Annotated in this window: 25 protein-coding genes; 19 read left to right on the top strand and 6 right to left on the bottom strand. The window is 35.5% G+C overall.

Translation table 11 applies throughout. The features are described from left to right. Positions 1–292 precede the first annotated feature (292 nt). The 15 genes from napA to BM227_RS00920 all read left to right on the top strand — a co-directional run bounded on the left by napA (position 293) and on the right by BM227_RS00920 (position 16,067). Positions 293–3,097: a nitrate reductase catalytic subunit NapA gene (napA, locus tag BM227_RS00850; RefSeq protein ID WP_092910054.1), complete on the top strand. Its 2,805-nt coding sequence runs from the start codon at positions 293–295 to the stop codon at positions 3,095–3,097. An 89-nt stretch (positions 3,098–3,186) separates the two neighbouring features. Further along, the gene (napG, locus tag BM227_RS00855; protein ID WP_092910057.1) at positions 3,187–4,023 is read left to right on the top strand and encodes a ferredoxin-type protein NapG; all 837 of its coding nucleotides are present in this window, start codon (positions 3,187–3,189) and stop codon (positions 4,021–4,023) included. Between the two features lie 10 nt (positions 4,024–4,033). Then, positions 4,034–4,837 carry a quinol dehydrogenase ferredoxin subunit NapH gene (napH, locus tag BM227_RS00860; protein WP_425431704.1) on the top strand — a complete coding sequence of 268 codons (804 nt, stop codon included), beginning with the start codon at positions 4,034–4,036 and terminating at the stop codon, positions 4,835–4,837. Next, on the top strand, positions 4,834–5,442 hold the full coding sequence (locus BM227_RS00865) for a nitrate reductase cytochrome c-type subunit (protein WP_092910063.1): 609 nt from the start codon (positions 4,834–4,836) through the stop codon (positions 5,440–5,442). Before napH ends, BM227_RS00865 begins: the two co-directional genes overlap by 4 nt. Before the next feature lies 1 nt (position 5,443). After that, positions 5,444–5,947 (top strand): ferredoxin-type protein NapF, encoded by a 504-nt coding sequence (locus BM227_RS00870; protein ID WP_245756991.1) that lies wholly within the window; start codon positions 5,444–5,446, stop codon positions 5,945–5,947. Positions 5,948–5,960: 13 nt separating this feature from the next. Beyond that, positions 5,961–6,923, top strand: a complete 963-nt coding sequence (locus BM227_RS00875) for a WD40 repeat domain-containing protein (RefSeq protein WP_092910066.1) — start codon at positions 5,961–5,963, stop codon at positions 6,921–6,923. Continuing rightward, complete coding sequence (locus tag BM227_RS00880; protein WP_092910069.1) at positions 6,920–7,273, top strand: chaperone NapD; 354 nt, start codon at positions 6,920–6,922, stop codon at positions 7,271–7,273. The genes BM227_RS00875 and BM227_RS00880 overlap by 4 nt, the downstream gene beginning before the upstream one ends. A gap of 308 nt (positions 7,274–7,581) precedes the next feature. After that, positions 7,582–8,109 carry a cytochrome c3 family protein gene (locus tag BM227_RS00885; RefSeq protein WP_245756992.1) on the top strand — a complete coding sequence of 176 codons (528 nt, stop codon included), beginning with the start codon at positions 7,582–7,584 and terminating at the stop codon, positions 8,107–8,109. Between the two features lie 26 nt (positions 8,110–8,135). Then, a complete protein-coding gene (locus BM227_RS00890; RefSeq protein ID WP_092910303.1) occupies positions 8,136–9,512 on the top strand; it encodes a multiheme c-type cytochrome in 1,377 nt (458 codons plus the stop codon). A 132-nt stretch (positions 9,513–9,644) separates the two neighbouring features. Next, positions 9,645–10,526 (top strand): foldase protein PrsA, encoded by an 882-nt coding sequence (locus BM227_RS00895; RefSeq protein ID WP_177201934.1) that lies wholly within the window; start codon positions 9,645–9,647, stop codon positions 10,524–10,526. Positions 10,527–10,551: 25 nt separating this feature from the next. After that, positions 10,552–11,214 (top strand): Crp/Fnr family transcriptional regulator, encoded by a 663-nt coding sequence (locus tag BM227_RS00900; protein WP_218147896.1) that lies wholly within the window; start codon positions 10,552–10,554, stop codon positions 11,212–11,214. Positions 11,215–11,307: 93 nt separating this feature from the next. Then, positions 11,308–13,503, top strand: a complete 2,196-nt coding sequence (topA, locus tag BM227_RS00905) for a type I DNA topoisomerase (RefSeq protein WP_092910077.1) — start codon at positions 11,308–11,310, stop codon at positions 13,501–13,503. Positions 13,504–13,527: 24 nt separating this feature from the next. Next, positions 13,528–14,058: a metallophosphoesterase family protein gene (locus BM227_RS00910; RefSeq protein ID WP_092910080.1), complete on the top strand. Its 531-nt coding sequence runs from the start codon at positions 13,528–13,530 to the stop codon at positions 14,056–14,058. Next, positions 14,051–14,899 carry a biotin synthase gene (locus tag BM227_RS00915; RefSeq protein WP_092910081.1) on the top strand — a complete coding sequence of 283 codons (849 nt, stop codon included), beginning with the start codon at positions 14,051–14,053 and terminating at the stop codon, positions 14,897–14,899. The genes BM227_RS00910 and BM227_RS00915 overlap by 8 nt, the downstream gene beginning before the upstream one ends. Then, positions 14,892–16,067 (top strand): cation:proton antiporter, encoded by a 1,176-nt coding sequence (locus BM227_RS00920; RefSeq protein ID WP_092910084.1) that lies wholly within the window; start codon positions 14,892–14,894, stop codon positions 16,065–16,067. Before BM227_RS00915 ends, BM227_RS00920 begins: the two co-directional genes overlap by 8 nt. 5 nt (positions 16,068–16,072) lie before the next feature. Here the strand turns inward: BM227_RS00920 and BM227_RS00925 are convergent, their stop codons facing one another. The 5 genes from BM227_RS00925 to recA are packed head-to-tail and all read right to left on the bottom strand — an operon-like array spanning position 16,073 to position 19,781. Next, positions 16,073–16,576 (bottom strand): shikimate kinase, encoded by a 504-nt coding sequence (locus BM227_RS00925; protein ID WP_092910086.1) that lies wholly within the window; start codon positions 16,574–16,576, stop codon positions 16,073–16,075. Then, complete coding sequence (locus BM227_RS00930) at positions 16,566–17,189, bottom strand: AMIN domain-containing protein (protein ID WP_092910089.1); 624 nt, start codon at positions 17,187–17,189, stop codon at positions 16,566–16,568. Before BM227_RS00930 ends, BM227_RS00925 begins: the two co-directional genes overlap by 11 nt. Further along, on the bottom strand, positions 17,186–17,458 hold the full coding sequence (locus BM227_RS00935) for a hypothetical protein (protein ID WP_092910091.1): 273 nt from the start codon (positions 17,456–17,458) through the stop codon (positions 17,186–17,188). The genes BM227_RS00930 and BM227_RS00935 overlap by 4 nt, the downstream gene beginning before the upstream one ends. Continuing rightward, positions 17,458–18,726: a phosphopyruvate hydratase gene (gene eno / locus BM227_RS00940; protein WP_092910094.1), complete on the bottom strand. Its 1,269-nt coding sequence runs from the start codon at positions 18,724–18,726 to the stop codon at positions 17,458–17,460. Before eno ends, BM227_RS00935 begins: the two co-directional genes overlap by 1 nt. Before the next feature lie 5 nt (positions 18,727–18,731). Then, a complete protein-coding gene (gene recA, locus BM227_RS00945; protein WP_092910096.1) occupies positions 18,732–19,781 on the bottom strand; it encodes a recombinase RecA in 1,050 nt (349 codons plus the stop codon). An 82-nt stretch (positions 19,782–19,863) separates the two neighbouring features. Between recA and BM227_RS00950 the strand changes: the two genes are divergently transcribed. From BM227_RS00950 to BM227_RS00965, 4 genes are all read left to right on the top strand, one after another. Beyond that, positions 19,864–20,757, top strand: a complete 894-nt coding sequence (locus tag BM227_RS00950) for a menaquinone biosynthesis family protein (protein WP_092910099.1) — start codon at positions 19,864–19,866, stop codon at positions 20,755–20,757. Positions 20,758–20,759: 2 nt separating this feature from the next. Further along, the gene (gene fliQ, locus BM227_RS00955) at positions 20,760–21,026 is read left to right on the top strand and encodes a flagellar biosynthesis protein FliQ (RefSeq protein WP_092910102.1); all 267 of its coding nucleotides are present in this window, start codon (positions 20,760–20,762) and stop codon (positions 21,024–21,026) included. Beyond that, the gene (locus BM227_RS00960; RefSeq protein ID WP_092910106.1) at positions 21,023–21,799 is read left to right on the top strand and encodes a UDP-N-acetylmuramate dehydrogenase; all 777 of its coding nucleotides are present in this window, start codon (positions 21,023–21,025) and stop codon (positions 21,797–21,799) included. Before fliQ ends, BM227_RS00960 begins: the two co-directional genes overlap by 4 nt. A 119-nt stretch (positions 21,800–21,918) precedes the next feature. Next, positions 21,919–22,743 (top strand): HDOD domain-containing protein, encoded by an 825-nt coding sequence (locus tag BM227_RS00965; protein ID WP_092910108.1) that lies wholly within the window; start codon positions 21,919–21,921, stop codon positions 22,741–22,743. A 17-nt stretch (positions 22,744–22,760) separates the two neighbouring features. On the opposite strand, the gene BM227_RS00970 is transcribed toward BM227_RS00965, so the two are convergent. Beyond that, entirely contained in the window at positions 22,761–24,074 is a 1,314-nt protein-coding gene (locus BM227_RS00970; RefSeq protein ID WP_092910110.1) for an SLC13 family permease, read from the bottom strand. Positions 24,075–24,083: the final 9 nt, after the last annotated feature.

A 24,083-nucleotide genomic window follows, 5' to 3' on the forward strand; every position in this document is an offset into this window, starting at 1 on the left:
TTAAAGTATTGTTAAAATTACAATGAAATGGATTATATAACATAAACTTTACATTTTGCTAAAACAAAAATTGCTAATTAACAGTTTTTGCTATTGATAGAATATTCAGTTTTTTTTCTATCTTTTATAAAGGGGATTGATAAAAATCAAGTAGAATTCAGCTGAACTCTTGTAAAATTAGTTTGCGTTGGAATTATAGTGCCTAGATTCAAGAAAAATTTAATATTGAGCTTTTTTTGAATCTGGGCACTTATAATTCCAGAAAATTGTGCAAATTTATTAGGAGGTAAAAATGTCATCTATGTCACGACGTGACTTCCTGAAGAGTGCTGCGGCTGCTACTGCTGCAAGTGCTGTTGGGATGTCAGTTCCTACTGAAGTAGAAGCAAAAGCCAGTAAAGCTGAGAGCGGATGGCGATGGGATAAAGCCGTATGCCGTTTCTGTGGTACTGGATGTGGTATTATGGTTGCAACAAAAGATGGAAAAATTGTTGCAGTAAAAGGTGACCCAGCAGCACCAGTAAATAGAGGTCTTAACTGTATTAAAGGTTATTTTAACGCAAAAATTATGTATGGTGCTGACCGCCTTACCACTCCACTTCTAAGAATGGATGAAAAAGGTAACTTCGATAAAAAAGGAAAGTTCCGTCCAGTTAGTTGGAAAAGAGCTTTCGATGAGATGGAGCGTGCTATTCGTAAAGCACTAAAAGAGGGTGGTCCTGAAGCTGTTGCAGTATTTGGTTCTGGACAGTACACTATTCAAGAGGGTTATGCTGCTGCAAAAATGATGAAAGCAGGTTTTAGATCTAACGCTATTGATCCAAATGCTCGCCACTGTATGGCATCTGCTGTTGTTGGATTCTTCCAAACATTCGGTATCGATGAGCCGTCTGGATGTTATGATGACATTGAAATTACCGATACTATTGTAACCTGGGGTGCCAATATGGCAGAGATGCACCCAATTCTTTGGGCTCGTGTAACAGACCGAAAACTCTCTGACCCTGATAGAGTTAAAGTTGTTAACATCTCTACATATAGACACCGATGTTCTGACCTAGCAGATATGGAAATTATTTTCCGCCCAGGTTCAGATCTAGCAATGTGGAACTATCTTGCACATGAAATTGTTTACAACTACCCTGAAGTAATTGATTGGGATTTTGTTAAGAAGCATACAATTTTTGCTACAGGGTTTGTTGAAACAGGTTACGGTATGAGAATGCCAGATGAAGCCAAAAAACTTGGTTATAGCGATAAAGAACTTGAAACAATTAAAGAAGAAGCAAGCCATACTGTAACTGAAAGAGAAGCTCCTGGTTTAGCACCACTTGGATACAAAGCTGGTGATAAAATGGAGATGAAACATAGAGGTCATGCTCTTGGTCACTGGGAAATCACTTTTGAAGAGTTTAAAAAAGGTTTAGAGCCTTATACATTAGATTATGTAGCAAAAGTTGCAAAAGGTGATCCTGAAGAAAGCATTGAAAGCTTTAAGAAAAAACTTGTAGCACTTCGTGATCTTTACATCGATAAGAGCCGCAAAATGGTTAGCTTCTGGACCATGGGTATGAACCAGCACTATCGAGGTTCTTGGGTTAATGAGCAATCTTACATGGTTCACTTCCTTCTTGGAAAACAAGCAAAACCAGGTATGGGTGCATTCTCTCTAACTGGACAGCCTTCAGCTTGTGGTACTGCTCGTGAAGTTGGTACATTTACTCACCGCTTGCCAGCAGACATGCTTGTTAAAATTCCTAAACATAGAAAAATTGCTGAAAAAATCTGGAAACTTCCAGAAGGTACAATCAACCCTGTTGGGTACCAGCATATTATGAATATCCATCGACAAATAGAAGATGGTAAAATTAAATTTGCATGGGTAAACGTATGTAACCCTTACCATGACACTGCAAATGCAAACCACTGGATTAAAGCAGCTCGTGAAAAAGATTGCTTTATCGTAACATCTGACGGATACCCTGGAATCTCTGCAAAAGTTTCTGACCTTGTTCTTCCATCTGCAATGATTTATGAAAAATGGGGATCATACGGTAATGCAGAGCGACGTACACAGCACTGGAGACAGCAAGTTCTTCCTGTTGGTGATGCAATGAGTGATACTTGGCAGTGGATAGAACTTTCTAAACGCTTTACAGTTAAAGACCTTTGGGGTGAATGGACTATCAAAGGTGGTAAAAAACTTCCAAATGTCATTGAAAAAGCTAAAGCGATGGGATATAAAGAAGATACTACAATGTTCGAAATCCTTTTCGCTAATGATTACTACAGAAGCTTTAAAGCTGATGATCCGATTATGGAAGACTTTGACAATACTGAAGTATTTGGTGACAGCCGAAATGTTATCGGTAGTGATGGAAAGCCTTGGAAAGGGTATGGATTCTTTATTCAAAAAGCTCTTTGGGAAGAGTATCGCAAGTTTGGTGCTGGTCACGGTCATGACTTAGCAGATTTTGATACTTACCATAGAGTACGCGGACTTCGCTGGCCTGTTGTTGATGGTAAAGATACTCCATGGCGATTTAATGTTAAATATGATCCATATGCTCGTAAGCATGCTAAACCAGGTGAAGAGTTTGCATTCTATGGACCAGCTCTTAAAACAATTAAGCGTGGTGATCTTAAAAAGATTGATCCAGCAAAAGGTAAAATTAACCTTGCAAACAAAGCTAAAATCTTCTTCAGGCCTTACATGGATCCAACAGAACAGCCAGATAAAGAGTATGATACTTGGCTATGTACAGGTCGTGTAATTGAACACTGGCACAGTGGTACTATGACAATGCGCGTTCCTGAACTTTTCCGTGCAATGCCTGAAGCATTCTGCTATATGAACCCTAAAGATGCAAAAGCAAAAGGTCTTAAAGAGGGCGATATGGTATGGATCGAAAGCCGCCGTGGTAAAGTTAAAGCACACGTTAAAACTCGTGGTCGTAACAGACCTCCTCGTGGTTTGGTTTTCGTGCCTTGGTTTGATGAGCGTGTATTCATTAACAAAGTTTGTCTTGATCACACTTGCCCAATGTCAAAACAGACAGACTATAAAAAGTGTGCAGTTAAAATCTATAAAGCATAAAAATAGAGTTGTCGCCTGAGGATATCCTCGGCGACTATACATAAGGTTTAATACAAACCTAAATATCATTGAAAAGGTGGATTGAGTCTTTGAACACTCAAAACCCAAAAAAAGATACAAAAACCAGTATAAGTGAGAGAAGACGGTTTCTGAGTATTATGGCTCAGAGTATCGGTCTTTCAGCTCTTGGTGGAATTATATGGACAGGGTATGTAGAAGAGGCAAAAGCTTCACCTCTGCTTTTACGCCCACCTGCTGCACTTCCTGAACCAAAGTTCTTGAGAACCTGTATAAAGTGTGGACAGTGTGCTGAAGCTTGCCCTTACGATACTCTGCTAATGGCAAAACCAGGAGATGGTTTACCAATGGGAACACCATACTTCATTCCAAGAGATATTCCTTGTTATATGTGTACAGATATTCCTTGTGTACCTGTATGTCCTACAGGTGCGTTGGATGAAGATGCAGTTTCCAGTGTCGTAGATGGTAAAAAAGTACTTGATATCAACAAAGCACAGATGGGGCTTGCTGTAGTTGATCATGAATCGTGTGTAGCATTCTGGGGTATACAATGTGATGCTTGCTATCGTGCCTGTCCTGTTCTTGGAAAAGCTATTACAATTGAGTTTATCCGAAATGAGAGAACAGGTAAGCATGCAAAACTTGTACCTGTTGTTCATGCAGATCATTGTACTGGATGTGGTTTATGTGAACGTGCTTGTGTAACTGAAAAAGCTGCTATCTTTGTCTTACCTAGAGATATCGCTATGGGAAAACCTGGTGACTACTATGTCAAAGGTTGGAGCAAAAAAGATCAGGAACGCATTAAACAGCGTGATCTGACCAAACTTGAAACCAAAACTGAGCGTAGCGAAAAGAAACCGCAAGACTATTTAAATATGGATGAGGGGTTGTTCGATGACTAGAATATTGAAAATGAGATATCTGATCCTCAGACGTATTACTCAAGTCGGACTCCTCTTTCTATATTTTGCTGCAAATGCATATGGTTGGAAAATTTTAAGTGGAACATTAAGTTCATCAAAACTTTTTGATACTATTCCACTTAGTGATCCTTTTGCTGTATTGCAGATGCTTTCTGCTGGAGCATTGATGGGTATTAATGTTTTTGTTGGTGCCGTTATTATTATTCTTTTTTATGGGATAATTGGAGGACGTGCATTTTGTAGTTGGGTATGCCCTGTTAATATGATTACAGATTTGGCTAACTGGCTAAGACGAAAACTTTTGCTTGACAAAGCAGAACGAAAAGTATGGATCAGCAGAAATACTCGTTATTGGGTAATTGGGCTCTCTCTTATTGTTTCAGCTATTACAGGTCTTGCTGCGTTTGAGCTTGTCAGCCCTATAACAATTTTTAATCGCGGTATTATATTTGGAATGGGAATGACAGGTGCTGTTCTAGTAGCTATTTTTCTCTTTGACCTATTTGGAGTTAAAAATGGTTGGTGTGGACATATTTGTCCTCTTGGAGGTATTTACTCTTTAATTGGACGATTCAGTCTAATTCGGGTTAAACATAATCAGCAAAATTGTACACTATGTATGAAATGTAAAGAGGTTTGTCCTGAAAACCAAGTTCTTTTTATGATAGGCAAAGATAGTACAACAGTAAATATGGGTGAATGCTCCAACTGTGCACGTTGTATCGAAGTATGTGATGATGATGCACTTAGGTTTAGTATAAGAGATTTTGCAAAAAGGAAGGAGTCAAAATGAAAAAAATTATTCAATCAGCCCTCTGCGCAGCATTGATACTGGGTCTTAATGCTTGTGCTAACAATGAAGGGGCAAGTAATGTAGGAAATAGTGAAGCTGCCAATGCCAAAACTGTAATAACAGAAGAGGAGCTTGGTCTTAGAAAAGAGAACCTTTATACGGAACAAGGAATAGCACCAGTAACAGCAGATTTTACAAAACCGGCACCTGGTATGTCTAAAAAAATTGATCGCTCTTATGAAAATGCTCCTCCACTTATTCCTCACAGTGTAGATGGTATGTTGCCTATTACTATTAAAAATAATGCATGTACCGGATGTCATATGCCGGCAGTTGCAAAAAGTGTGAATGCAACACCAATTTCACCAACCCATTTCAAAGACTTTTTTGCTGAAACAAAAGAGAATTTGAAAAAATATAAGGGTTCTAAAGTTCATGCTGATGAGAGTGATATTGCTCCACAAAGATACAACTGCTCTCAGTGCCACGTACCTCAAGCAAATGTAAAACCTTTGGTTGAAAATAAATTCCAGCCAGATTACAGAAACCCTAATGAAAAACAGAAATCAAATCTAATTGATACTCTAAATGAGGGTGTTCGCTAATATGCCTGATATTGAAAGACGGAGGCTTTTTGCCTCTGTCTCATCTTTAATAAGTAATCAAAAGAGGGAAGAAAAAAGTAGAGTTTACCCTCCTTATTGCTCTGATGAGTCTCTTTTTCTCAAGCTATGTCCAGAATGTATAGATAAACCTTGTGCCAAAGCGTGTGAAGAAGAGATAATATTTATTGATGAAAATGGAGTGCCTACTCTAAATTTTGCAGAGAGAGGCTGTACTTTTTGTGATGCTTGTGTTGATGCTTGTAAAAATGATGTTCTTAATGATAAATCATTGAACTCAATTAAAGCAACAGTTGAAATAAATGTATTAAAGTGTATAGCTTGGCACCAAGTTATGTGTAGTAGTTGCAAAGAGCCTTGTTTAGAAGATGCTATCACTTTTTTAGGACTTTTTAGACCAGAAATAGATAATGGAAAATGTACATCTTGCGGATGGTGTTTATCAGTTTGCCCTGCTGATGCAATAGAAGTTATACCTAACATATAAAAAAGGATAAAAGATGATAAGAATGTTGTTTGTATTTTGTCTTATATCAGTGTTTTCAATAGCATCTCCTATTACTGTAAAGCCATCATACTCTATAGATGTTGATGGAAATGTAGTAGAGTTTGTTCGCAAAAACAGCACTCTTTATGTGGCAACAGATGCAGGTAAACTTGAAATTTACGATTGGAAAAAAAATAGACTTCTTGAGAAAATAAAATTTAATACTATTCACGATTTTATGGGTGATCCGATTGCTCCTAAAGTTTTTGGGGTAGATGTAAATAGTAATGGAGACACCTTAATAATTATGGTTCAAGATGAAGGTGGTGAGAGGATTCTTTATAAATATAAAGATAAAAAACTTACAAAACTTTTAGATAAAAGTGCACATATTCAGATGCGTGAAGCGCGTTTTGTAGATAATGATCATATTCTTATTGCATCAATGAGTAATGAACTAATACTTTTTCAAATTTCAACTAGCAAAATTTTATATAAAAATAAATTGAGCCTTTCAACATTTTCAGATTTTCAACTAAATGAAGATAATAGTAAAGTTGCAAGTACCTGTGAATCAGGCATTGTTTATGTTGTTGACACAAAAACCGGTAAAGTACTTAAAACTCTTGAAGGTGGCAATAAAGACAATGTTTTTAAAGTTGATTACAAAAACTCATATGTGCTTGCTTGTGGTCAAGATAGAAAGGCTGTCCTTTACGGGGTAAAGAGAGATAGTTTAACAATCTATCCAACACAGTTTTTAGTATATGCAGGGGCATTAAACAAAGATGCTACTCTTAGCGCTTTTGGAATAAATGAACAAAATGATATTGGCATATATGACAATATTTTAAAATCTATTAAATATAAGCTTGTTGGACAACAGTCAACACTAAATACCATTGTTTTTATTGATGATAAAACTTTAATCAGTTCAAGCGATGACAATCATATCTTAATTTGGAGGATTCCATGAATATTTCTAGCATAGTTGTACAAGTTCGTAGTGAATATATTGATGAAGTTGTAAATACTCTTAAAGAGTCTGATTTTTGTGATTATCACTTTCATGATAAATCTATAGGTAAAATAATTGTAACAGTTGAAGGTGAAAATATTAGTGAAGAGATAGAAAAAGTAAAAAAGATTCAAGCTGTACCACATGTCATAGCTGCTGATATGATGATGGCTTATAGTGAAGATGAGCTTGAAGCTGAAAGATCAAAATTAGAAACAGGTCCAAATGTACCTGAAATGCTTAATGATGACACAATTCGCGCCGAAGATATTGTTTATAACGGCGATCTTAAGAAAAAAATAATATAAATATTTGGGATCAACCCCTGATCCCTTTTACTAAAAAATACCTTCTAATAACCTTAAATAAATCCAAAAATTACTTTAAAGAATCCTTTATTATGAAAATTGGACTTATGAAGTTTTGTTATTAAGTTTAATTTATTAAACTAGTAAGCTCAATTTAATATATTTCTAGATATACTTTCGTTTATTTAGGAACAATTAAGTTCCTTTGCTTCAATTCTTTAGTGAAGAAGCAAAAACCAAATTTTAAGTTTGGTTAAAACTAAAGTCAGGGGTTGCCAATGAAGCAGGAGAAGAAGAGCTTATCAAAAATGGCTCTATTCACAATCATCTTGATAGGAATAGTTGTGGGCGCAGTTGGCTCATTTACAACAGCAGTTATGGTAGAGAAAACCAGCGGGAAAGAGTTCTGTACCCAGTGTCATACTATGCAGCCCATGGCTGACTCCTATCTGGCTGATATACATGGGGGCAAAAATAAAGAGGGTCTGACAGCAAAATGTGTTGATTGTCACTTACCTCATGATTCTCTTATGGGGTATTTGGTAGAGAAGGCTAAAACAGGCATACATGATGTTTGGGCTGAATTTACATATGACAAAAGCAAAATTGATTGGCAAGAGAAGCGCAAGCATGCCAAACATTTTGTATTTGATAGTGGATGTCTACATTGTCATACTAATCTTAAAGATGCAACAATGGGCACACCTAAAGGATTTATAGCTCATAAGGCTTATTTCCTTGATAAAAAGAAAAAGTGTGTCGAGTGTCATGAAAATGTAGGTCACCATAGTTTAGGTGATTACATTTCTCAAATCCAAACTAAGGAGAAAAAGTGAATCCAACACCAAAAAAGGAGGGATTAATGCGGTTTAAGTCATTGATGATCGCTACTTTGCTGGCATCTGCATTTAGCATATCTGCTAATGCATCAGCAAAAGCGACTGAACATGTTGGGGATATCAGCCCTAAAAACTTGAAAGTTACTCGTGGAATGACAGCAGAAGCAAAACGCTGTGTTGAGTGTCACGCTGAAAAAACACCTGGTCATGTAAATGATTGGAAACAGAGTCGACACGGACATGTTGGAGTATCTTGTATTGACTGTCACGGTGTCAAAAAAGATAACCCAATGGCAGCTCAAAACTGTCCAGGAGTAAAAGGAACAAAAACATACGTTTCTGTACTTGTAAGTCCAAAAACTTGTGAAAAATGTCACCCTAATGAGGTTGAAGAGTTTCAACATAGTGGTCATGCTCGTGGTGCACTTCAAGTTCGTTCAAAAGCTGGTATGCAAGCTTTAATGAAGAAAATTGAAGGTCGTGATCACCCAAAATTCAAAAACTCACCTGAAGCTACTGGATGTATGCAGTGCCATGGTTCAATCATTGAGCTTGATGCAAACAAACAACCAACTGCTGAAACTTGGCCAAACTATGGTATTGGTAATGTATACCCTGATGGTGGTGTAGGTAACTGTAAATCTTGCCACAGTGGACACAAGTTCTCTATTGAAGAGGCTCGTAAACCAGCTGCTTGTGCAAGTTGTCACTTAGGACCTGACCATCCAGATATTGAGATTTACAACAACTCTATGCATGGACATATCTATAATACAGAGGGTAATACTTGGAAATATGACTCTGCTCCAGATGCTTGGGAACCAGGTGATTATCGTGCGCCAACTTGTGCTACTTGTCATATGAGTGGTATTGGTGATCTTAGAACTACTCACAATGTTAGTCGACGACTTAAGTGGAATATCTGGGCTCCAATTTCTAAACTTAGAGATGGTGGATATGACACAGCTGTAAGTACTTATGAGAAAACTGGAAAAATTACTAAAGGTAATCCTTTAGCTGGACACCCAGATGGACATAAAGCTGGTCGTGCAGAGATGGAAAAAGTATGTAAGTCTTGCCATACAACACTTCATACTAAAAACTTCTTCAAAATGGCTGATCAACATGTAGAACTTTACAATGTATATGCTAAAGAAGCTAAAGGTATGATCGATGAGTTGACCAAAAAAGGTCTAATGATGAAAGATAAGTGGTCTGATCCTGCATTTAAAGTATGGTATCATCTATGGCACCATCAAGGACGACGTATGAGACAAGGTGCACTTATGGGAGCTCCTGACTATGCTCACTGGCATGGTGTATTCGAACTTCAGCAAGATATTCGTGAGTTGAGAGCAATCTACAACCAAAGAATTAAAAGCGGAAAAATAGAGCACTAATTAAAGTGATGAGAGGAATTAATTTTCCTCTCATCAAATGATATAATAAAAGATTGATATAACACCATTTAAAAAATGATGTTATACCACTCTTTTAACTCTTGCAAAATTACTTTAAAAAAGGATATAAAGTTGAAAAAGCTATTTTTTTCAATTATTGCACTATTAATACTAAGTTTCTCTGTTCAGGCTTCAGACGTTTTGGCAATTGTCAATGGCTATAAAATTACAACAGATGTTGCACCTAGAAATTTCAATGACTTAAATAGTTCGGAGAAACATAAAATAGTAAACAGACTTATAGAAAAATATTTAGCAGCAAATTATGCACTTAATACAGATATTGTCAATGATCCAGAATATAAAAAGGTTTTGAAGCATATCTTAAATCTGTCTTCAAAACCTAAAAAAAGTGAAACTTTGGCTTCAGCTGTAAAAAAAAGTACAGGTTATACTGAGGAGCAGCTTTTCAGTAAAAAAGGTCTTTTAGCTTTTGATTTTATTTTGGAAAAAAAAGCAAACTCTATGAAGCCTGATGAAAAAGTTTTAAGAGAGTATTACGAAAAGAATAAATTTAAGTATGATACTCCAGCAATGGTTGAACTTGCTACAATTGTTGTAGATAGCAAAGAAGAAGCAGAAAAAATAATGAAAGAGTTAAAAGGTTCAAAAGGAGATTATAAACTCTTTAGTTCATTAGCAAAAAAGTATTCAAAAGCTCCTGATGCCATTGATGGTGGATATATGGGTAAAATACCTATAAGTGATTTAAATGAAGAGATAAGTAAATATATTTTGCCTCTTGACCGAGGAGAACATACTAAGCCTATTAAAACAGTTTTTGGATATCAGATCTATTATGTAATCAATCAAATTCCAGCTGTTAATACAACTTTTGATATGGTAAAAGAGCGTGTCAAAGATGAGTATATTCGCAAAGAAGTTAAAAAATGGGCATTTGATACTATTCATAAGTTAAAAAATTCTGCTAAAATAGAGCTAAAAATAGATTAATTAAAAAATTACGAAAAGGAAAAAGTTGAGCTCAAACATACCATTAATAAAAGGTATATTGAAAGATTTTTTCCTTTTCACACATTTAGATGAGGAAAAACTTAACTCTTTAGTATCAATATCTAGTCTTGTAGAATATAAAAAAGAGAGTATTCTATTTTTTGAGGGAGAAGAGCCAAAATCCCTTATTATTCTTATTGATGGTATTTTAAAAGTTTATAAAACTGATTTAAAAGGTAATAAAGTAATTCTTCACAGATTTTACCCTGTAGACTTAATTGCAGAGTTGGTAAATATTGAGCATATGAATTACCCTGCATCTGGAGAGTTTGAAACAGATGGAAAAGCTATTTTAATAAACTATAAAGAGTTTGAGAAAAAGTTTCTCAAAGATCCTGAAGTATCTTTTGCATTTATAAAATCTCTCTCAAAAAAGATTAAATATCTTGAAAATGTTATTGCTACAAATTTAGTAATGAACTCTACAGCTCGAGTAGCAAAATTTATTTGTGAGCATGGTCATGAAATATCAAAATTAAAAAAAAGTATGATAGCAGCTGATCTTAATATGGCTCCTGAAACTCTTTCTAGAATTTTAAAAAAACTTTCAACTCTTAAATTGATAGAAAGAGAGAAAGATGAAATTATAATTCTTGATAAAGAAGGTCTTACAACATTCTACTTATAGTTAAAAGTTTTAATTAAGATACACTTCAGCTGGCAATATGTTAGAATTGCAGCCAACAATTTTTTTACTTTCATTAAATAGCAGGAAGCAGTATTGAAAAATCTAATCATAGTAGAGTCACCGGCCAAAGCACGAACAATTAAAAATTTTCTTGGAAAAGATTACGAAGTTATTGCATCAAAAGGTCATATTAGAGATCTTCCAAAACATAGCTTTGGAATAAAAATAGAAGATAATCAGTTTCAACCTCAGTACAGAGTAGATAAAGATCACAGTGATATTGTTAAACAGATAAAAGATTTGGCAAAAAAGAGTGACCAAATCTATATCGCAACCGATGAGGACCGTGAGGGGGAGGCTATAGGCTATCATATTGCCAAAGCGATTGGAAAAGATCCTCAAACTCTACCTCGTATAGTTTTTCACGAAATAACCAAAAGTGCTATTCAAAATGCTCTTGAAAATCCTCGCAAAATCAATATGGATCAAGTTAATGCCCAGCAGGCACGCCGTCTTTTGGACCGTATTGTTGGATATAAACTTTCACCACTGCTTGCATCAAAGATCCAAAAAGGACTTAGTGCCGGTCGGGTACAATCTTCCGCTCTTAAAATCACAGTAGATCGTGAACGTGAAATTCAGGCATTTAAACCAGTTGAATATTGGAGTATTGATGCTCTGTTTAAGCCTAAGATAGATGCAAACCTTGTTGAATACAAGGGTAAAAAAATTGAAAAGATGACAATTGGCAATGAAAAAGATGCCCGTGAAATAGAGACTGTTTTAAAAGACGAGGTTTATCATGTAAAAAGCATAGAAAAGAAACAGCGAAAGAGCTCAACACCTCCTCCTTTTATGACTTCTACACTGCAACAAAGTGCTTCTGGTCGTCTTAGCTTTTCACCAAAAAAGACTATGATGATTGCTCAAAAACTATATGAGGGAGTTAAGACTGACAAAGGACAGATGGGTGTCATCACCTATATGCGTACAGACAGCCTTAACATAGCAAAAGAGGCACAAGATGCAGCAAGAGAGACTATTTTAAAAACATATGGAGAAGACTATCTTCCAGAAAAACCTAAAATATATACTTCTAAAAGCAAGGGGGCACAAGAGGCTCACGAAGCTATACGACCCACAAGACTTGACTTTACACCAGAAATAGCTAGTAAGTATCTCTCAGCTGATGAATTGAAGCTCTATAAACTTATATATAACCGTTTCCTTGCAAGTCAGATGACAGATGCTATTTTAGAGTCACAAACAATTCTGTTTGCTTCTGAAAATGGTATATTCAAAGCCAGTGGTCGAAAACTTCTGTTTGATGGTTTTTATCGTGTTATGGGATATGATGATAAAGATAAACTTCTTCCTGAGCTAAAAGAGGGTGAAGAGATTCCTTTGGAAAAACTGACAGCCAATCAACACTTTACAGAACCACCTCCACGCTATACAGAGGCAAGTCTTATTAAAAAACTTGAAAGCCTTGGAATAGGTCGTCCAAGTACATATGCACCTACAATATCTCTGCTTGTATCAAGAGAATATCTGAAAATAGAGAAGCGTCAACTTATTCCAACACCAATAGCATTTACAGTTATAGAAATTCTAGAAAAGCATTTTCCTGAAATTGTAGACTCTAACTTTACAGCAGAGATGGAAGAGAAACTAGATGAAGTAGCAGAGAAAAAGGTAGATTGGCAAAAGTTGCTTCTTGACTTTTACACCCCGTTTATAGAAAAAGTTGAAAAAGGCAAAAAAGAGATTAAGAGTCTTAAAAAGGCTGAACCAATTGGACGTGAATGCCCTGAATGCGGAAGTGAACTGCTTCTTAGAAGTGGTCGTTTTGGTGAATTTATTGCCTGCAGTAACTACCCTAAATGTAAATATACAGAAGCTATAGAGAAAGATGGTGAAGAAGCACCGACACCACAAACTACTGATGAAGTATGTGACAAATGTGGTGCACCAATGGTTATAAAGAGTGGTCGAAGAGGCTCTTTCTTAGCTTGTAGCGCTTACCCTAAATGTAAAAACACCAAACCTCTTGAGAAACCAAAAAGTCTTGAAGTTAAATGCCCTGAATGTGGAGGTGAACTGCTTGAGCGAAATTCAAGACGAGGTAAATTTTTTGGTTGTAGCAACTATCCAAAATGTAAATTTGTTTCAAAATTTGAGCCTACTGAAAAAAAATGTCCAGAGTGTGATTATGCAATGGCAAAACGAACATTTAGAGGCAAAGAGGTCTATGAGTGTATTAAATGCAAACATAGGATAGATGCATAAAGATTGATGATTTACGGATAGTGGATGAAGATAGGTATTCTTTCAGATACACATAAAAAAGTAGGGCGTGCCAAAAAAGCTATAAATATGCTTTTAGAGAATGGTGCAGAGTTTTTGATTCATGCAGGTGATATTTGTAAAGAGGAGATTTTAGAGTATCTTGAAGAGGTTTCAGTTCCGTATGTAGCTGTACTTGGCAACAATGATCGCAAACTGGTACCCCTTATAGAAAAATACAACCTCTTTAAAGAGCCACATTACTTTAGTGTAAATGATATACGCATAAAACTTATGCATCATCCATGGTTTTTAAGTCCAGATGCAGATCTCATAATATTTGGGCATACGCATAAATTTTCTCTTGAATGTCGGCTATCTGGTGAGCTTTACTTAAACCCTGGTGAAGTATGTGCCAGAAATAAGCCAATAAGTGAAGCTGTAATTCTTGATATAAATGATGAAAGCTTTGAGATAACTCATTGCCAAAGGCGCATTAAAGAGAATAAATGGCAATATAACAAAAAAATCTGCAAAAGAGTTTTGGAACATGTCTAAAAAAGTATTTTTGTGTGCTATAAGCAATATATCAAGCGGTCACTGCTTGGAAGATTGTAAGTTTTGTACACAGAGTGTCAAGTATGGTGCAAAAATAGAACGTTTTTATCATAAACCTATTGAAGAGATTGTAAAAGAGGCAAAACAGGCAAGAGAACGACAAGCAGTAGGTTTTTGTCTTGTTACTGCAGGTAAAGGGATTAATGATAAAACACTGCGGTTTGTCTGTGAAGCAGCAGAAGCTGTAAAAAAAGAGGTTGAAGAGCTTAATATTATTGCTTGTAACGGTACAGCAAGTGAAGAACAGCTTCGTATTTTAAAAGATCACGGTGTTAGTAGTTATAACCATAACTTGGAAACCTCCAAAGATTTCTATCCCACTATTTGTACTACACATGAGTGGAAAGAGCGTTATGAAACTTGCGAAAATGTAAAAAAAGCAGGTCTAAAGCTTTGTACAGGCGGAATATTTGGACTTGGTGAAACAATGGATGATCGTATCAGTATGCTGGAGTCTGTAAAAAGCTTAGAGCCTGAATCTGTACCTATCAACTTCTTTCATCCTAATGATGCACTTCCTCTTGAAGGAAAGATATTACCAAAAGAAGAGGCTTTAGAGATGATACGCATTGCAAGAGAGATACTTGGAAATAGTAGACGTATTATGATAGCAGGAGGAAGAGAGATCACCTTTGGAGATGAAGACTATAAAATCTTTGAAGCTGGAGCAAATGCTATTGTAATTGGAAACTACCTTACTACACATGGTAATGATCCTTTACGAGATCACAAAATGTTAGAAACTTACGGCTATGAAATAGCAAAAAACTGCAATGACTAATGATGTTTTAATCATAGTTACTCTTTCGCTACTCATCTGGGTAGCTCCTTTTATTGCAAAAATAGTAAAACTTCCAACAACACCGGTTGAGATCATCTTAGGTTCAGTTGCCTCAGCTTTTGGTTTTTTAGGTCATGGCGACAATGAACTGTTTGATTTGGTAGCAGAGTTTGGTTTTTTATATCTAATGTTTGTGGCTGGACTTGAAGTAAATGTAAAAAAGCTTCTTAAAACTGATACCAAAATTCTAAGAGCTGGATTTGCCTATTTAACTATTCTTTATGCTCTATCTATTCTTGTTGCATACCAACTTGGAATGAGTTTTGTCTTTATGGTAATCTTCCCACTAATCTCAGTAGGTCTTATTGCCGCACTCTCAAAAGAGTATGGAAAAGAGACTCCTTGGATCAAAATCTCACTGACAATAGGCATACTTGGTGAACTAATTAGTATTATTGTATTAACACTTGCTAGTGCAGGAATCCAATATGGTATAGGCATAGAGTTTTTCACAAAAATTACTACATTGGCAATTTTCATTGGCTCATTGGCACTTTTATACTATCTTTTACATCTTATTTTTTGGTGGTACCCTGAAATTAGAAATGTTATGATGCCGTACTTTGATACAAAAGAGCAGGATATCAGACTTAGTATGGCAACTCTTTTTATAATGCTGGCTATTATGATCTTTCTTGGGTTAGAAACGGCATTTGGAGCTTTTATAGCAGGTGTATTTATTGCCACTTTCTTTGCGCATAAAGAGGATTTGGAAACAAAACTTTCAAGTTTCGGTTTTGGATTTCTTGTTCCTATATTTTTTATACATGTAGGAAGCTCTTTGCCAATAGAGGCATTTGAAAAAGAGGGACTTGTTCTTTTGGCATTTATTATAGCCGGTATTATGCTTTTTGTTCGTCTAATGGCATCATTTGCTTTTATTAATTATTTTGGAGTCAAAAATTCTGCTCTTGTAGGTCTTTCTCATGCTATGCCATTAACTCTGCTCATTGCAGTAGCAACACTTGCCTATCATGCAAAAAGTATAGATAGGTTCAATTATGAAGCATTTATTTTGGCAAGTTTAATGGAAGTTATCATTGCAATGGTAAGCATAAAACTGTTAGCAAAAGAGTCATCTTTTCAAAAGTCTAAATATCAAAAGTGATAAAATTAAATATCATCGCATTTTAAAAGTATCTCATCTACAACAGTTTCAAGCGGGTGGTTGGCATTTACAGTAATTTGTGCTTGCTCTTCATAAATCTTTTCACGTAAATTAAAAAGATTTTTTGCCTTTTCTATATCTTGAAAAAGTGGTCTTTTAGCTCTTTCTTCTGGAGAGATTCTCTCTAGTATCTTTTCAAATGGTAGCTTCAAATATACTACTTTGCCTATGTCGTGCAATCTTTCAACTACCAGTGGCATTCCTCCACCAGTAGAGATGATACTTCCTTTAACACACTCAGCCATCCAGCGTGCAGACTCTTTTTCTAACTCTCTAAAATACTCTTCTCCATATTTTTCAAAAATAGAAGAGATCGCTTTTCCTTGGGCAGACTCTATTAATGTGTCAGCATCAAGAAAGTACCGTCCACTCTTTTTAGAAAGCAGTCGTCCTACACTGCTCTTTCCAGAACCCATAAAACCTATAAGAACAATATTTTCAGAGCACATCTACAATATAACCGTCATCTACTCTTAAAATTTTATATTTGTAAGATGAATCTAATGTTATAACTACTCTATAATAACCGTCGTGATTACCTATATCTAAACGTAAAAAAGGTGGTTTGTTCAAAGGTACTTTTTTAGTCAAAAAACTTGCATCTCTTTTGAAGTCAAATACAACTTTAAATGGTGCAGCTAGATGAAATGAGCGTATTTTTTTATCTTTTGTAATAATTTTTATTCTATTTTTCTGAATAAGCTGAAATGATATAAAAGGCAATGGTTTGTATATTGACTTAGAAATTCTCTTTTTTGAGCTTTTATATGTTGGTTTTAATTTGCCTTGCGTTACAATAATGGGCTTATGCCAATCGATTGATTTATCGACTTTTAAACTCTCTTTTTTTACAGAGCCATCTATAGATTGATAAAAAATAGTAACTGATTTTAAAACTCTGGCATCACTGGGCAAGTTAATACGCAGCTCTTTAAAATCAGGTACTTTTTCAATTTTATTGGCAGTTACGGGTAAGACAGTTTCATCAATTACAGGCTTAAAAGGATTCTGTCTTGCCAACGTCAAGCTATACAGAGCTATTAAAATAGTTAAAAATCTCAAGGTTCTGGCTCCAACTGTTTTAGCTCAAAATACTCTTTTTGCAATGCTGCATTTTTTGATTTGAGCGTCTTTATATACCATTCATATGATGAACGCTGCTCTTCTATACCCATCAACACCATTAGCGAATTGGGTCCAAAGAGCAGCACACCGGCATAAATTCCCAATGCTATAACAATAACCAGCGCAATAATAATACGCTGGATTGGAATACCTAAAAAGGCGATTGGTACTCGTCCCCCTGTTTCGGGAACGTCAATTTTGGGCATTACCCAAAGATCTCTTTGCCAAGATATTCAAAATAACCAAGTTCTCGCTCAATAGCAAGAAGACGGTTATATTTTGCAATACGCTCACTTCGAGCAGTTGAGCCTGTCTTAATTTGACCAGTATTTAGAGCAACTGCAAAATCTGCAATAAAGCTATCTTCACTCTCACCACTTCGGTGGCTCATTACACAAGTATAGCCATTGCGTTGAGCAAGGCGGACTGTCTGCATTGTTTCACTAACAGAGCCGATTTGGTTAGGCTTGATGAGGATTGAGTTTGCAACACCTTTACTGATACCTTCAGCAAGAATAGATGCGTTGGTTACAAACAAGTCATCTCCAACAAGCTGAATTTTTTTACCAATACGTTCTGTAAGAACTTTCCATCCATCCCAGTCATCTTCACTCAAACCATCTTCAATACTTACAATAGGATACTTGGCAATTAGCTGCTCATAGTATTCAACCATCTCTTCGCTTGTTAAAGTTCGTCCTTCACTCTCAAGACGGTAACCACCATCAGCAACAAGTTCACTGCTTGCAACATCAAGAGCAATAGAGATTTGCTCACCAGGCTTATAACCTGCTTTTTCAATAGCCTTCATAATTACTTCAATTGGCTCTTCATTACTGCTTAGATTTGGTGCAAAACCACCTTCATCACCAAGTGCAGTACTGTGTCCCATCTCATTTAAAATCTTTTTTAGATTATGGTAAACTTCAGCACTAGCTCTCAACGCTTCAGAGAACTCTTCAAATCCTGTTGGCATGATCATATACTCTTGGAAGTCAACACTGTTATCTGCATGGCTTCCACCATTAATGATATTTAGCATTGGTGTTGGCATAACCAGTGCATTTGCACCACCAAGGTATCTGTAAAGAGGCATTTTTAGGCTTTTTGCTGCAGCCCTTGCTACTGCCATAGATACGCCAAGAACGGCATTTGCTCCAATATTGCCGTAATTGTCTGTACCGTCAATCTCTTTCATAATTGCATCAATTTCACTCTGATTATATGGACTTATTCCAATCAGTTCATCAGCAATTTTGATATTGACATTATCACATGCAGTCAAAACACCTTTACCCATATATCGATCGCCACCGTCACGTAACTCTAAAGCTTCACGTTTACCAGTACTTGCACCACTTGGAACGATTGCATCAGCACTTGTTCCATCGCTTAAATGTACAGTAGCTCGAACTGTAGGGTTACCACGACTATCCATTACTTCATCAGCTCTAATATCATCAATAAATACCATTGTAATTACTCCTCTCCCGCTAATTTAATCTCTTCTTCACTCATTTCAAGCATAGTACTTCCAATACCTAATGCCTCTTTAATCTCTTCTTCTATTTGGGCAGCCAGTTCTGGATTATCTTTAAGTGTCTGCTTGGCATTTTCTCGTCCCTGACCAAGCTTTGTCTCTTTATAACTGAACCAAGCTCCGCTTTTATCGATTATATCCAACTTAACACCATAATCGATAATCTCACCCTCTTTGCTGATCCCTTCACCAAACATAATATCGAATTCAGCAATTCTAAAAGGAGGTGCAACTTTATTTTTGACAACTTTTGCTTTTACACGGTTTCCTATCTGATTTTCACCCTGCTTCAAAGTAGCAATACGGCGAACATCTACCCTGACAGAAGCATAAAATTTTAAAGCATTTCCACCAGTCGTAGTTTCAGGGCTTCCATATCCCATAGTTCCAATCTTCATACGAATCTGGTTGATGAAAATGACAGTAGTCTCCATTTTATGAAGAACACCGGTAAGCTTGCGCAGTGCCTGACTCATCAAACGTGCCTGAAGTCCGACATGCGTATCTCCCATATCACCTTCAATCTCAGCTTTTGGAGTCAATGCTGCAACAGAGTCTACAACAATTACATCTACCGCACCGCTACGGGCAATAGTCTCTACAATGTCAAGTGCCTGCTCACCAAAATCTGGCTGACTTACAAGAAGATTTTCAACATCTACACCAAGATTTTTTGCGTAACGTACATCTAGAGCATGCTCTGCATCTATAAAAGCACAAATACTGCCATCTTTTTGTGCTTCAGCGATAATTTGAAGTGCCAATGTTGTTTTACCTGAACTTTCAGGTCCGTAAATCTCGATCATCCTCCCTTTTGGAACACCACCAATACCAAGAGCCATATCAAGTCCCAACGAACCTGTACTGATAGCTTCAATTGGCTCTATCTCTTTATCACCAAGGCGCACCAACGCCCCTTTGCCAAACGCTTTATCGATCTGCTTTAAAGCAACATCTAGCGCTTTTTGTTTATTTGGATCGATCCCCATAGATACCTCACCTAAATTAAAATTAGAGATATTTTAACACTATTTCGATAAAATCAAGCAAAAAAGATAGGGTTGCCCACTTATGAGCAAAAAAAATTCAATATTTAACACTAAACATTCAACATCTATAAAAATCGCTCACTCACCTGATGCAGATGATATCTTCATGTATTATGCAATTAAATTTGGATGGGTAACTACTCCAGCTCCATTTGAAAATATTGCACTAGATATAGAAACACTCAATGAGGCTGCCATAGAAGGGACATATGATGTTACAGCAATCAGCTTTGCACTCTACCCTAAAATATGTGAAGATTTTGCATTGCTTCGTACTGCCGTAAGTTTTGGAGAGGGGTATGGGCCAAAACTCATTAAAAAAAGAGACAAAAAGCTTCGTCGTAACTTTAAAGTAGCTCTCAGCGGTCGCCATACAACCAATGCTATGCTCTTTAAAATTGCATTCCCTGAAGCAAGAATTATTTATAAAAACTTTCTGGATATAGAAAAAGCTGTTTTGGATGGAGAGGTTGATGCTGGGGTTTTGATCCATGAAAGTATTTTGGATTTTGATGAAAGTTTGGAAGTAGAGTGTGAAATATGGGATATATGGTTAGAGTTAGCAAAAAAAGAGCTTCCTCTGCCTCTTGGAGGAATGGCTATGAGAAGATCTATTCCATTAACTCGTGCAATAGCTATAGAAAAAGCACTTATAAAAGCTGTTGAGGTAGCAAATACCCATCGGGCAATGCTAGCAAAAATGCTTTTAGAACGTGATCTTGTACGCATTGATGCACCTACTTTAGATAAATATCTAGACCTTTATGCAAATGATAAATCTATTACAATGAATGATGTTCAATTAGAAGCACTTGATAGGCTTTTTCAAATAGGATATGAACATAACTTTTATGAGTGTCCAATACAAGCACGAGATTTTATGATTCCTCACGAATATATGGATAGCAGGGGGTAAATATGGAAGCAAAATTTGTTGCACTTGGTGTAGAGACACTAAAAATTGCTTTAACTCTCTCTCTGCCAATGCTGCTAAGTGGATTGATTGCAGGTTTGGCAATCAGTATATTCCAAGCAACTACTCAGATTAATGAAATGACGCTTAGTTTTATTCCTAAAATTTTGATTGTTGCTGTAGTTATGATTATGATAATGCCTTGGATGATGAATACATTGATCGATTTTACAGTTCGTCTTTTTAACATGATTAAGGATTTCCCTTTTTGAAAAAGAGAAGTATTGATTTTTCAAAATTTTCAAGCATAAAAATAGGACCAGTTGTAGATGTTACTGTTATTGAAAAAGGCGATGTACTGCCAAAAGATCATCTACTTATAGGTCATGCAAATAATTTGTTAATAAGTCCCATGCCTCCAAAACTGATGATGCTTGGCAAAGATTTTGACTATATTAAAATTGAAGATGAACGCTTAATAATTGGAGCTGCAACACCAACGGGAAAGATTTTGTCATTTTGTAAAAAGTTTGATATTGGCGGATTTGAGTATGTGGCAAAACTTCCAGGTACGCTTGGTGGGATGCTTGCTATGAATGCAGGTGTAAAATCGTATGAAACATTTAACACTCTTTTAGAGGTTAAAACTGATATTGGCACTTTTGCCAAAGAAGAGATTGAGCATGGATATCGTTATGCCAATCTGCCTGGTATTGCACTGGAGGGTACTTTTAAGTTTGAAAAAGGATTTAACAAAAATCTTGCTGAACAACTTTTGCAGCTTAGAACAAATCAACCACAATTGCCAAGTGCAGGTAGTGCTTTTAAAAATCCTCCGGGTGATTATGCAGGTCGCCTTATAGAAGCAGTTGGGCTGAAAGGAGAGCGTATAGGCAATATGGCGTGGAGTGATATGCATGCAAATTTTCTTGTTAATCTTGGTGGTGGTATATTTGATGATGCCATAACTCTTATTGAGCTTGCTAAAAAAAGAGTTTTTGATATGTTTAATATTGAATTAGAAATTGAAATTAAGATAATATGATTAGTTATAAAAATGATATAATAATTTAGGTTTAATTTTATCACTGGTTCACAAATAGGTTGCAATAAGTGTAGGAGTGAAGGTAGTAAAACTGAATTAAAAAAAGTTGGAGTATTCTAATGATTGAAAAAATTATAAAAAAAATAAGATCTCTTCCTCCTCTTCCAGAAAGCGTTCAAAGAGTACGAGAAGTTTGTTCTAATCCTGAAGGTACTGTAAAAGATTTGATTCCTGTTATAAAACAGGATCCAATGTTTACAGCTGATATTTTAAAAGCTGCAAACTCTCCTCTTTATGGTTTCAGTAAACAGATAGCATCTATAGATCAGGCAGTATCACTGTTTGGAATGGGGACAATACAAGGGTTTGCAATTGCTTATGCGATGAGGAAAAGTTTTTCTGTTGATCTTTCAGTATATGGCATAAATTCAAATGATTTAACTAATGTTTCAACTATGCAGAATGCGCTAATATGTAATTGGGGTAAATTTCAAGTATTTACATATAAAGATGAGATGACAACCCTCTCTTTAATTATGGAACTTGGAAAAATGATAGCTGCAAAAATTATTGAAGAGAACAATAAAACAGAGATTTTTAAAGATGAAATGTCAAAAGTACGAACTTATAAAGAGATACTAGGTGTTGAAAAAGAGTTTTTATCAATTTCTAGTGAACAAATAAATGCAATGATGTTTAAACATTGGAAATTTAGCGAGACAATGATTGAAATCATGCAACATATTGTAGAGCCTGAAAAAGCAGATGAAGATGTTAAAAAGCATACACAGATTTTAAGGGTAGCTAAAGAGGCAATACCAGTAACATCTCCATTATGTGAAAAATCTATTGGACTAGCATTAGAAAAATGTAAAGAGTATAAGTTGGATTATCAAAGTTTAAATAGTGAAATCAAGGCACTAAAATCCTTAATAGCTAGCTAAAATATTTTGTTCAACTATTACCATAAAATTAGAGCTATGGTACTAGTTAAAACAATAGCAATAATATTAAACACAAATCCAAACTTTGCCATCTGTTTAATAGTTAAAACACCACTACTCATTGCAATAGCATTTGGAGGAGTGGCAATAGGCAACATAAATGCATAACTTGCGCATATTGTAGCTACCATTAAGATCAAGTAAGTATCAATACTTGAAACTTTTCCTAATGCATAAATAATTGGTAATGCTATAGAAGTAAGTGCTGTATTGCTGGTTATTTCTGTCGTAAAAGTTATTAATGTAGCAACAATTAAAATTAGCATAATAGGTGGTAGTGTAGTTAGCTCTAAAAGCATATTTGATATATCTTTTGCCAAGCCTGTACTTGAAAATCCAGAAGCAATAGAAAATCCGGCACCAAATAAAAATATAATCTCATACGGTATTTTTTTTGCATCATCCCAAATCAAAAAACCGATTTTTGGTAAAAACATAGCCAAGCCAAAACTTAGAAGTATTACTGATTCATTAAATTTTAAAAAAGAGTTAACTAATAAAATAGCTATTAAAAGTAGTAAAATATTTTTTAATCTTCTTTGATCAATATTTAATCTTACTACAGATTCTGAAACATTTATACCACTCTTTTTTAAACCAAGTGACAAAATAGATGAAACTATAACTAACATAACTATAGCAAGAGGTAGAGTTTTTGCCATCCATACAACAAACGACAGGCTTTCTAAATTATTATCTTGCAAAAAGCCCATCAAAATTAGATTTGGAGGTGTTCCAATAGGAGTAATTATACCTCCTATGCTAGCTCCGTAAGCTATTGCAAGAACAAACCTAATTTTTAAATTATGTTCATCAGTTAAAAAGAGTGCTATTGGCATCAACAAAAGAGCTGTTGTTGTATTTGATAAAAAAGAGCTTAAAAGAGCTGATGTAATAGATAATGAAAATATTATTCCTCTATTTGTTTTTGGAAAAATATTCAATAATTTATTTGCTATGATTTTATGCAATCCAGTTTTTTCTACTGCTATTGCAAGTAAAAAACCACCTAAAAAGAGAAATATAATTGTTTTTGAGTAGTTTGCGGAGACACTTTTAGGATCAAGTATTCCAAGTGTTGGAAACAAAACAATAGGAAGCAGTGATACTACTCCCAATGGTAATGCCTCATTAGTCCATAGTGTTACAAGTAAGGCAACTACAGCTATTAATTTAGACTCGATATCATTAAAAACTAGTCCACTTAAAAAATAAGCCAATATAGAAATTGCAATAGCAATTAAAATACCTTTTACCTCTTTTGTAAACATGATTTTACC

It is taken from the genome of Hydrogenimonas thermophila, assembly GCF_900115615.1.
GTDB lineage: Bacteria > Campylobacterota > Campylobacteria > Campylobacterales > Hydrogenimonadaceae > Hydrogenimonas > Hydrogenimonas thermophila.

Bases quoted from the DNA above. Each gene is read 5' to 3' on its own strand.
- recA (WP_092910096.1), bottom strand. From the start codon at position 19,781: ATGGGGATCGATCCAAATAAACAAAAAGCGCTAGATGTTGCTTTAAAG.
- BM227_RS00965 (WP_092910108.1), top strand. From the start codon at position 21,919: ATGATTGAAAAAATTATAAAAAAAATAAGATCTCTTCCTCCTCTTCCA.
- BM227_RS00885 (WP_245756992.1), top strand. From the start codon at position 7,582: ATGGCTCTATTCACAATCATCTTGATAGGAATAGTTGTGGGCGCAGTT.
- eno (WP_092910094.1), bottom strand. From the start codon at position 18,726: ATGGTATTTATTGATGATATTAGAGCTGATGAAGTAATGGATAGTCGT.
- BM227_RS00970 (WP_092910110.1), bottom strand. From the start codon at position 24,074: ATGTTTACAAAAGAGGTAAAAGGTATTTTAATTGCTATTGCAATTTCT.
- BM227_RS00870 (WP_245756991.1), top strand. From the start codon at position 5,444: ATGCCTGATATTGAAAGACGGAGGCTTTTTGCCTCTGTCTCATCTTTA.
- BM227_RS00910 (WP_092910080.1), top strand. From the start codon at position 13,528: ATGAAGATAGGTATTCTTTCAGATACACATAAAAAAGTAGGGCGTGCC.
- BM227_RS00865 (WP_092910063.1), top strand. From the start codon at position 4,834: ATGAAAAAAATTATTCAATCAGCCCTCTGCGCAGCATTGATACTGGGT.
- BM227_RS00935 (WP_092910091.1), bottom strand. From the start codon at position 17,458: ATGCCCAAAATTGACGTTCCCGAAACAGGGGGACGAGTACCAATCGCC.
- napA (WP_092910054.1), top strand. From the start codon at position 293: ATGTCATCTATGTCACGACGTGACTTCCTGAAGAGTGCTGCGGCTGCT.
- BM227_RS00950 (WP_092910099.1), top strand. From the start codon at position 19,864: ATGAGCAAAAAAAATTCAATATTTAACACTAAACATTCAACATCTATA.
- napH (WP_425431704.1), top strand. From the start codon at position 4,034: ATGAGATATCTGATCCTCAGACGTATTACTCAAGTCGGACTCCTCTTT.
- BM227_RS00890 (WP_092910303.1), top strand. From the start codon at position 8,136: ATGCGGTTTAAGTCATTGATGATCGCTACTTTGCTGGCATCTGCATTT.
- fliQ (WP_092910102.1), top strand. From the start codon at position 20,760: ATGGAAGCAAAATTTGTTGCACTTGGTGTAGAGACACTAAAAATTGCT.
- BM227_RS00925 (WP_092910086.1), bottom strand. From the start codon at position 16,576: ATGTGCTCTGAAAATATTGTTCTTATAGGTTTTATGGGTTCTGGAAAG.
- BM227_RS00880 (WP_092910069.1), top strand. From the start codon at position 6,920: ATGAATATTTCTAGCATAGTTGTACAAGTTCGTAGTGAATATATTGAT.
- BM227_RS00875 (WP_092910066.1), top strand. From the start codon at position 5,961: ATGATAAGAATGTTGTTTGTATTTTGTCTTATATCAGTGTTTTCAATA.
- BM227_RS00915 (WP_092910081.1), top strand. From the start codon at position 14,051: ATGTCTAAAAAAGTATTTTTGTGTGCTATAAGCAATATATCAAGCGGT.
- BM227_RS00920 (WP_092910084.1), top strand. From the start codon at position 14,892: ATGACTAATGATGTTTTAATCATAGTTACTCTTTCGCTACTCATCTGG.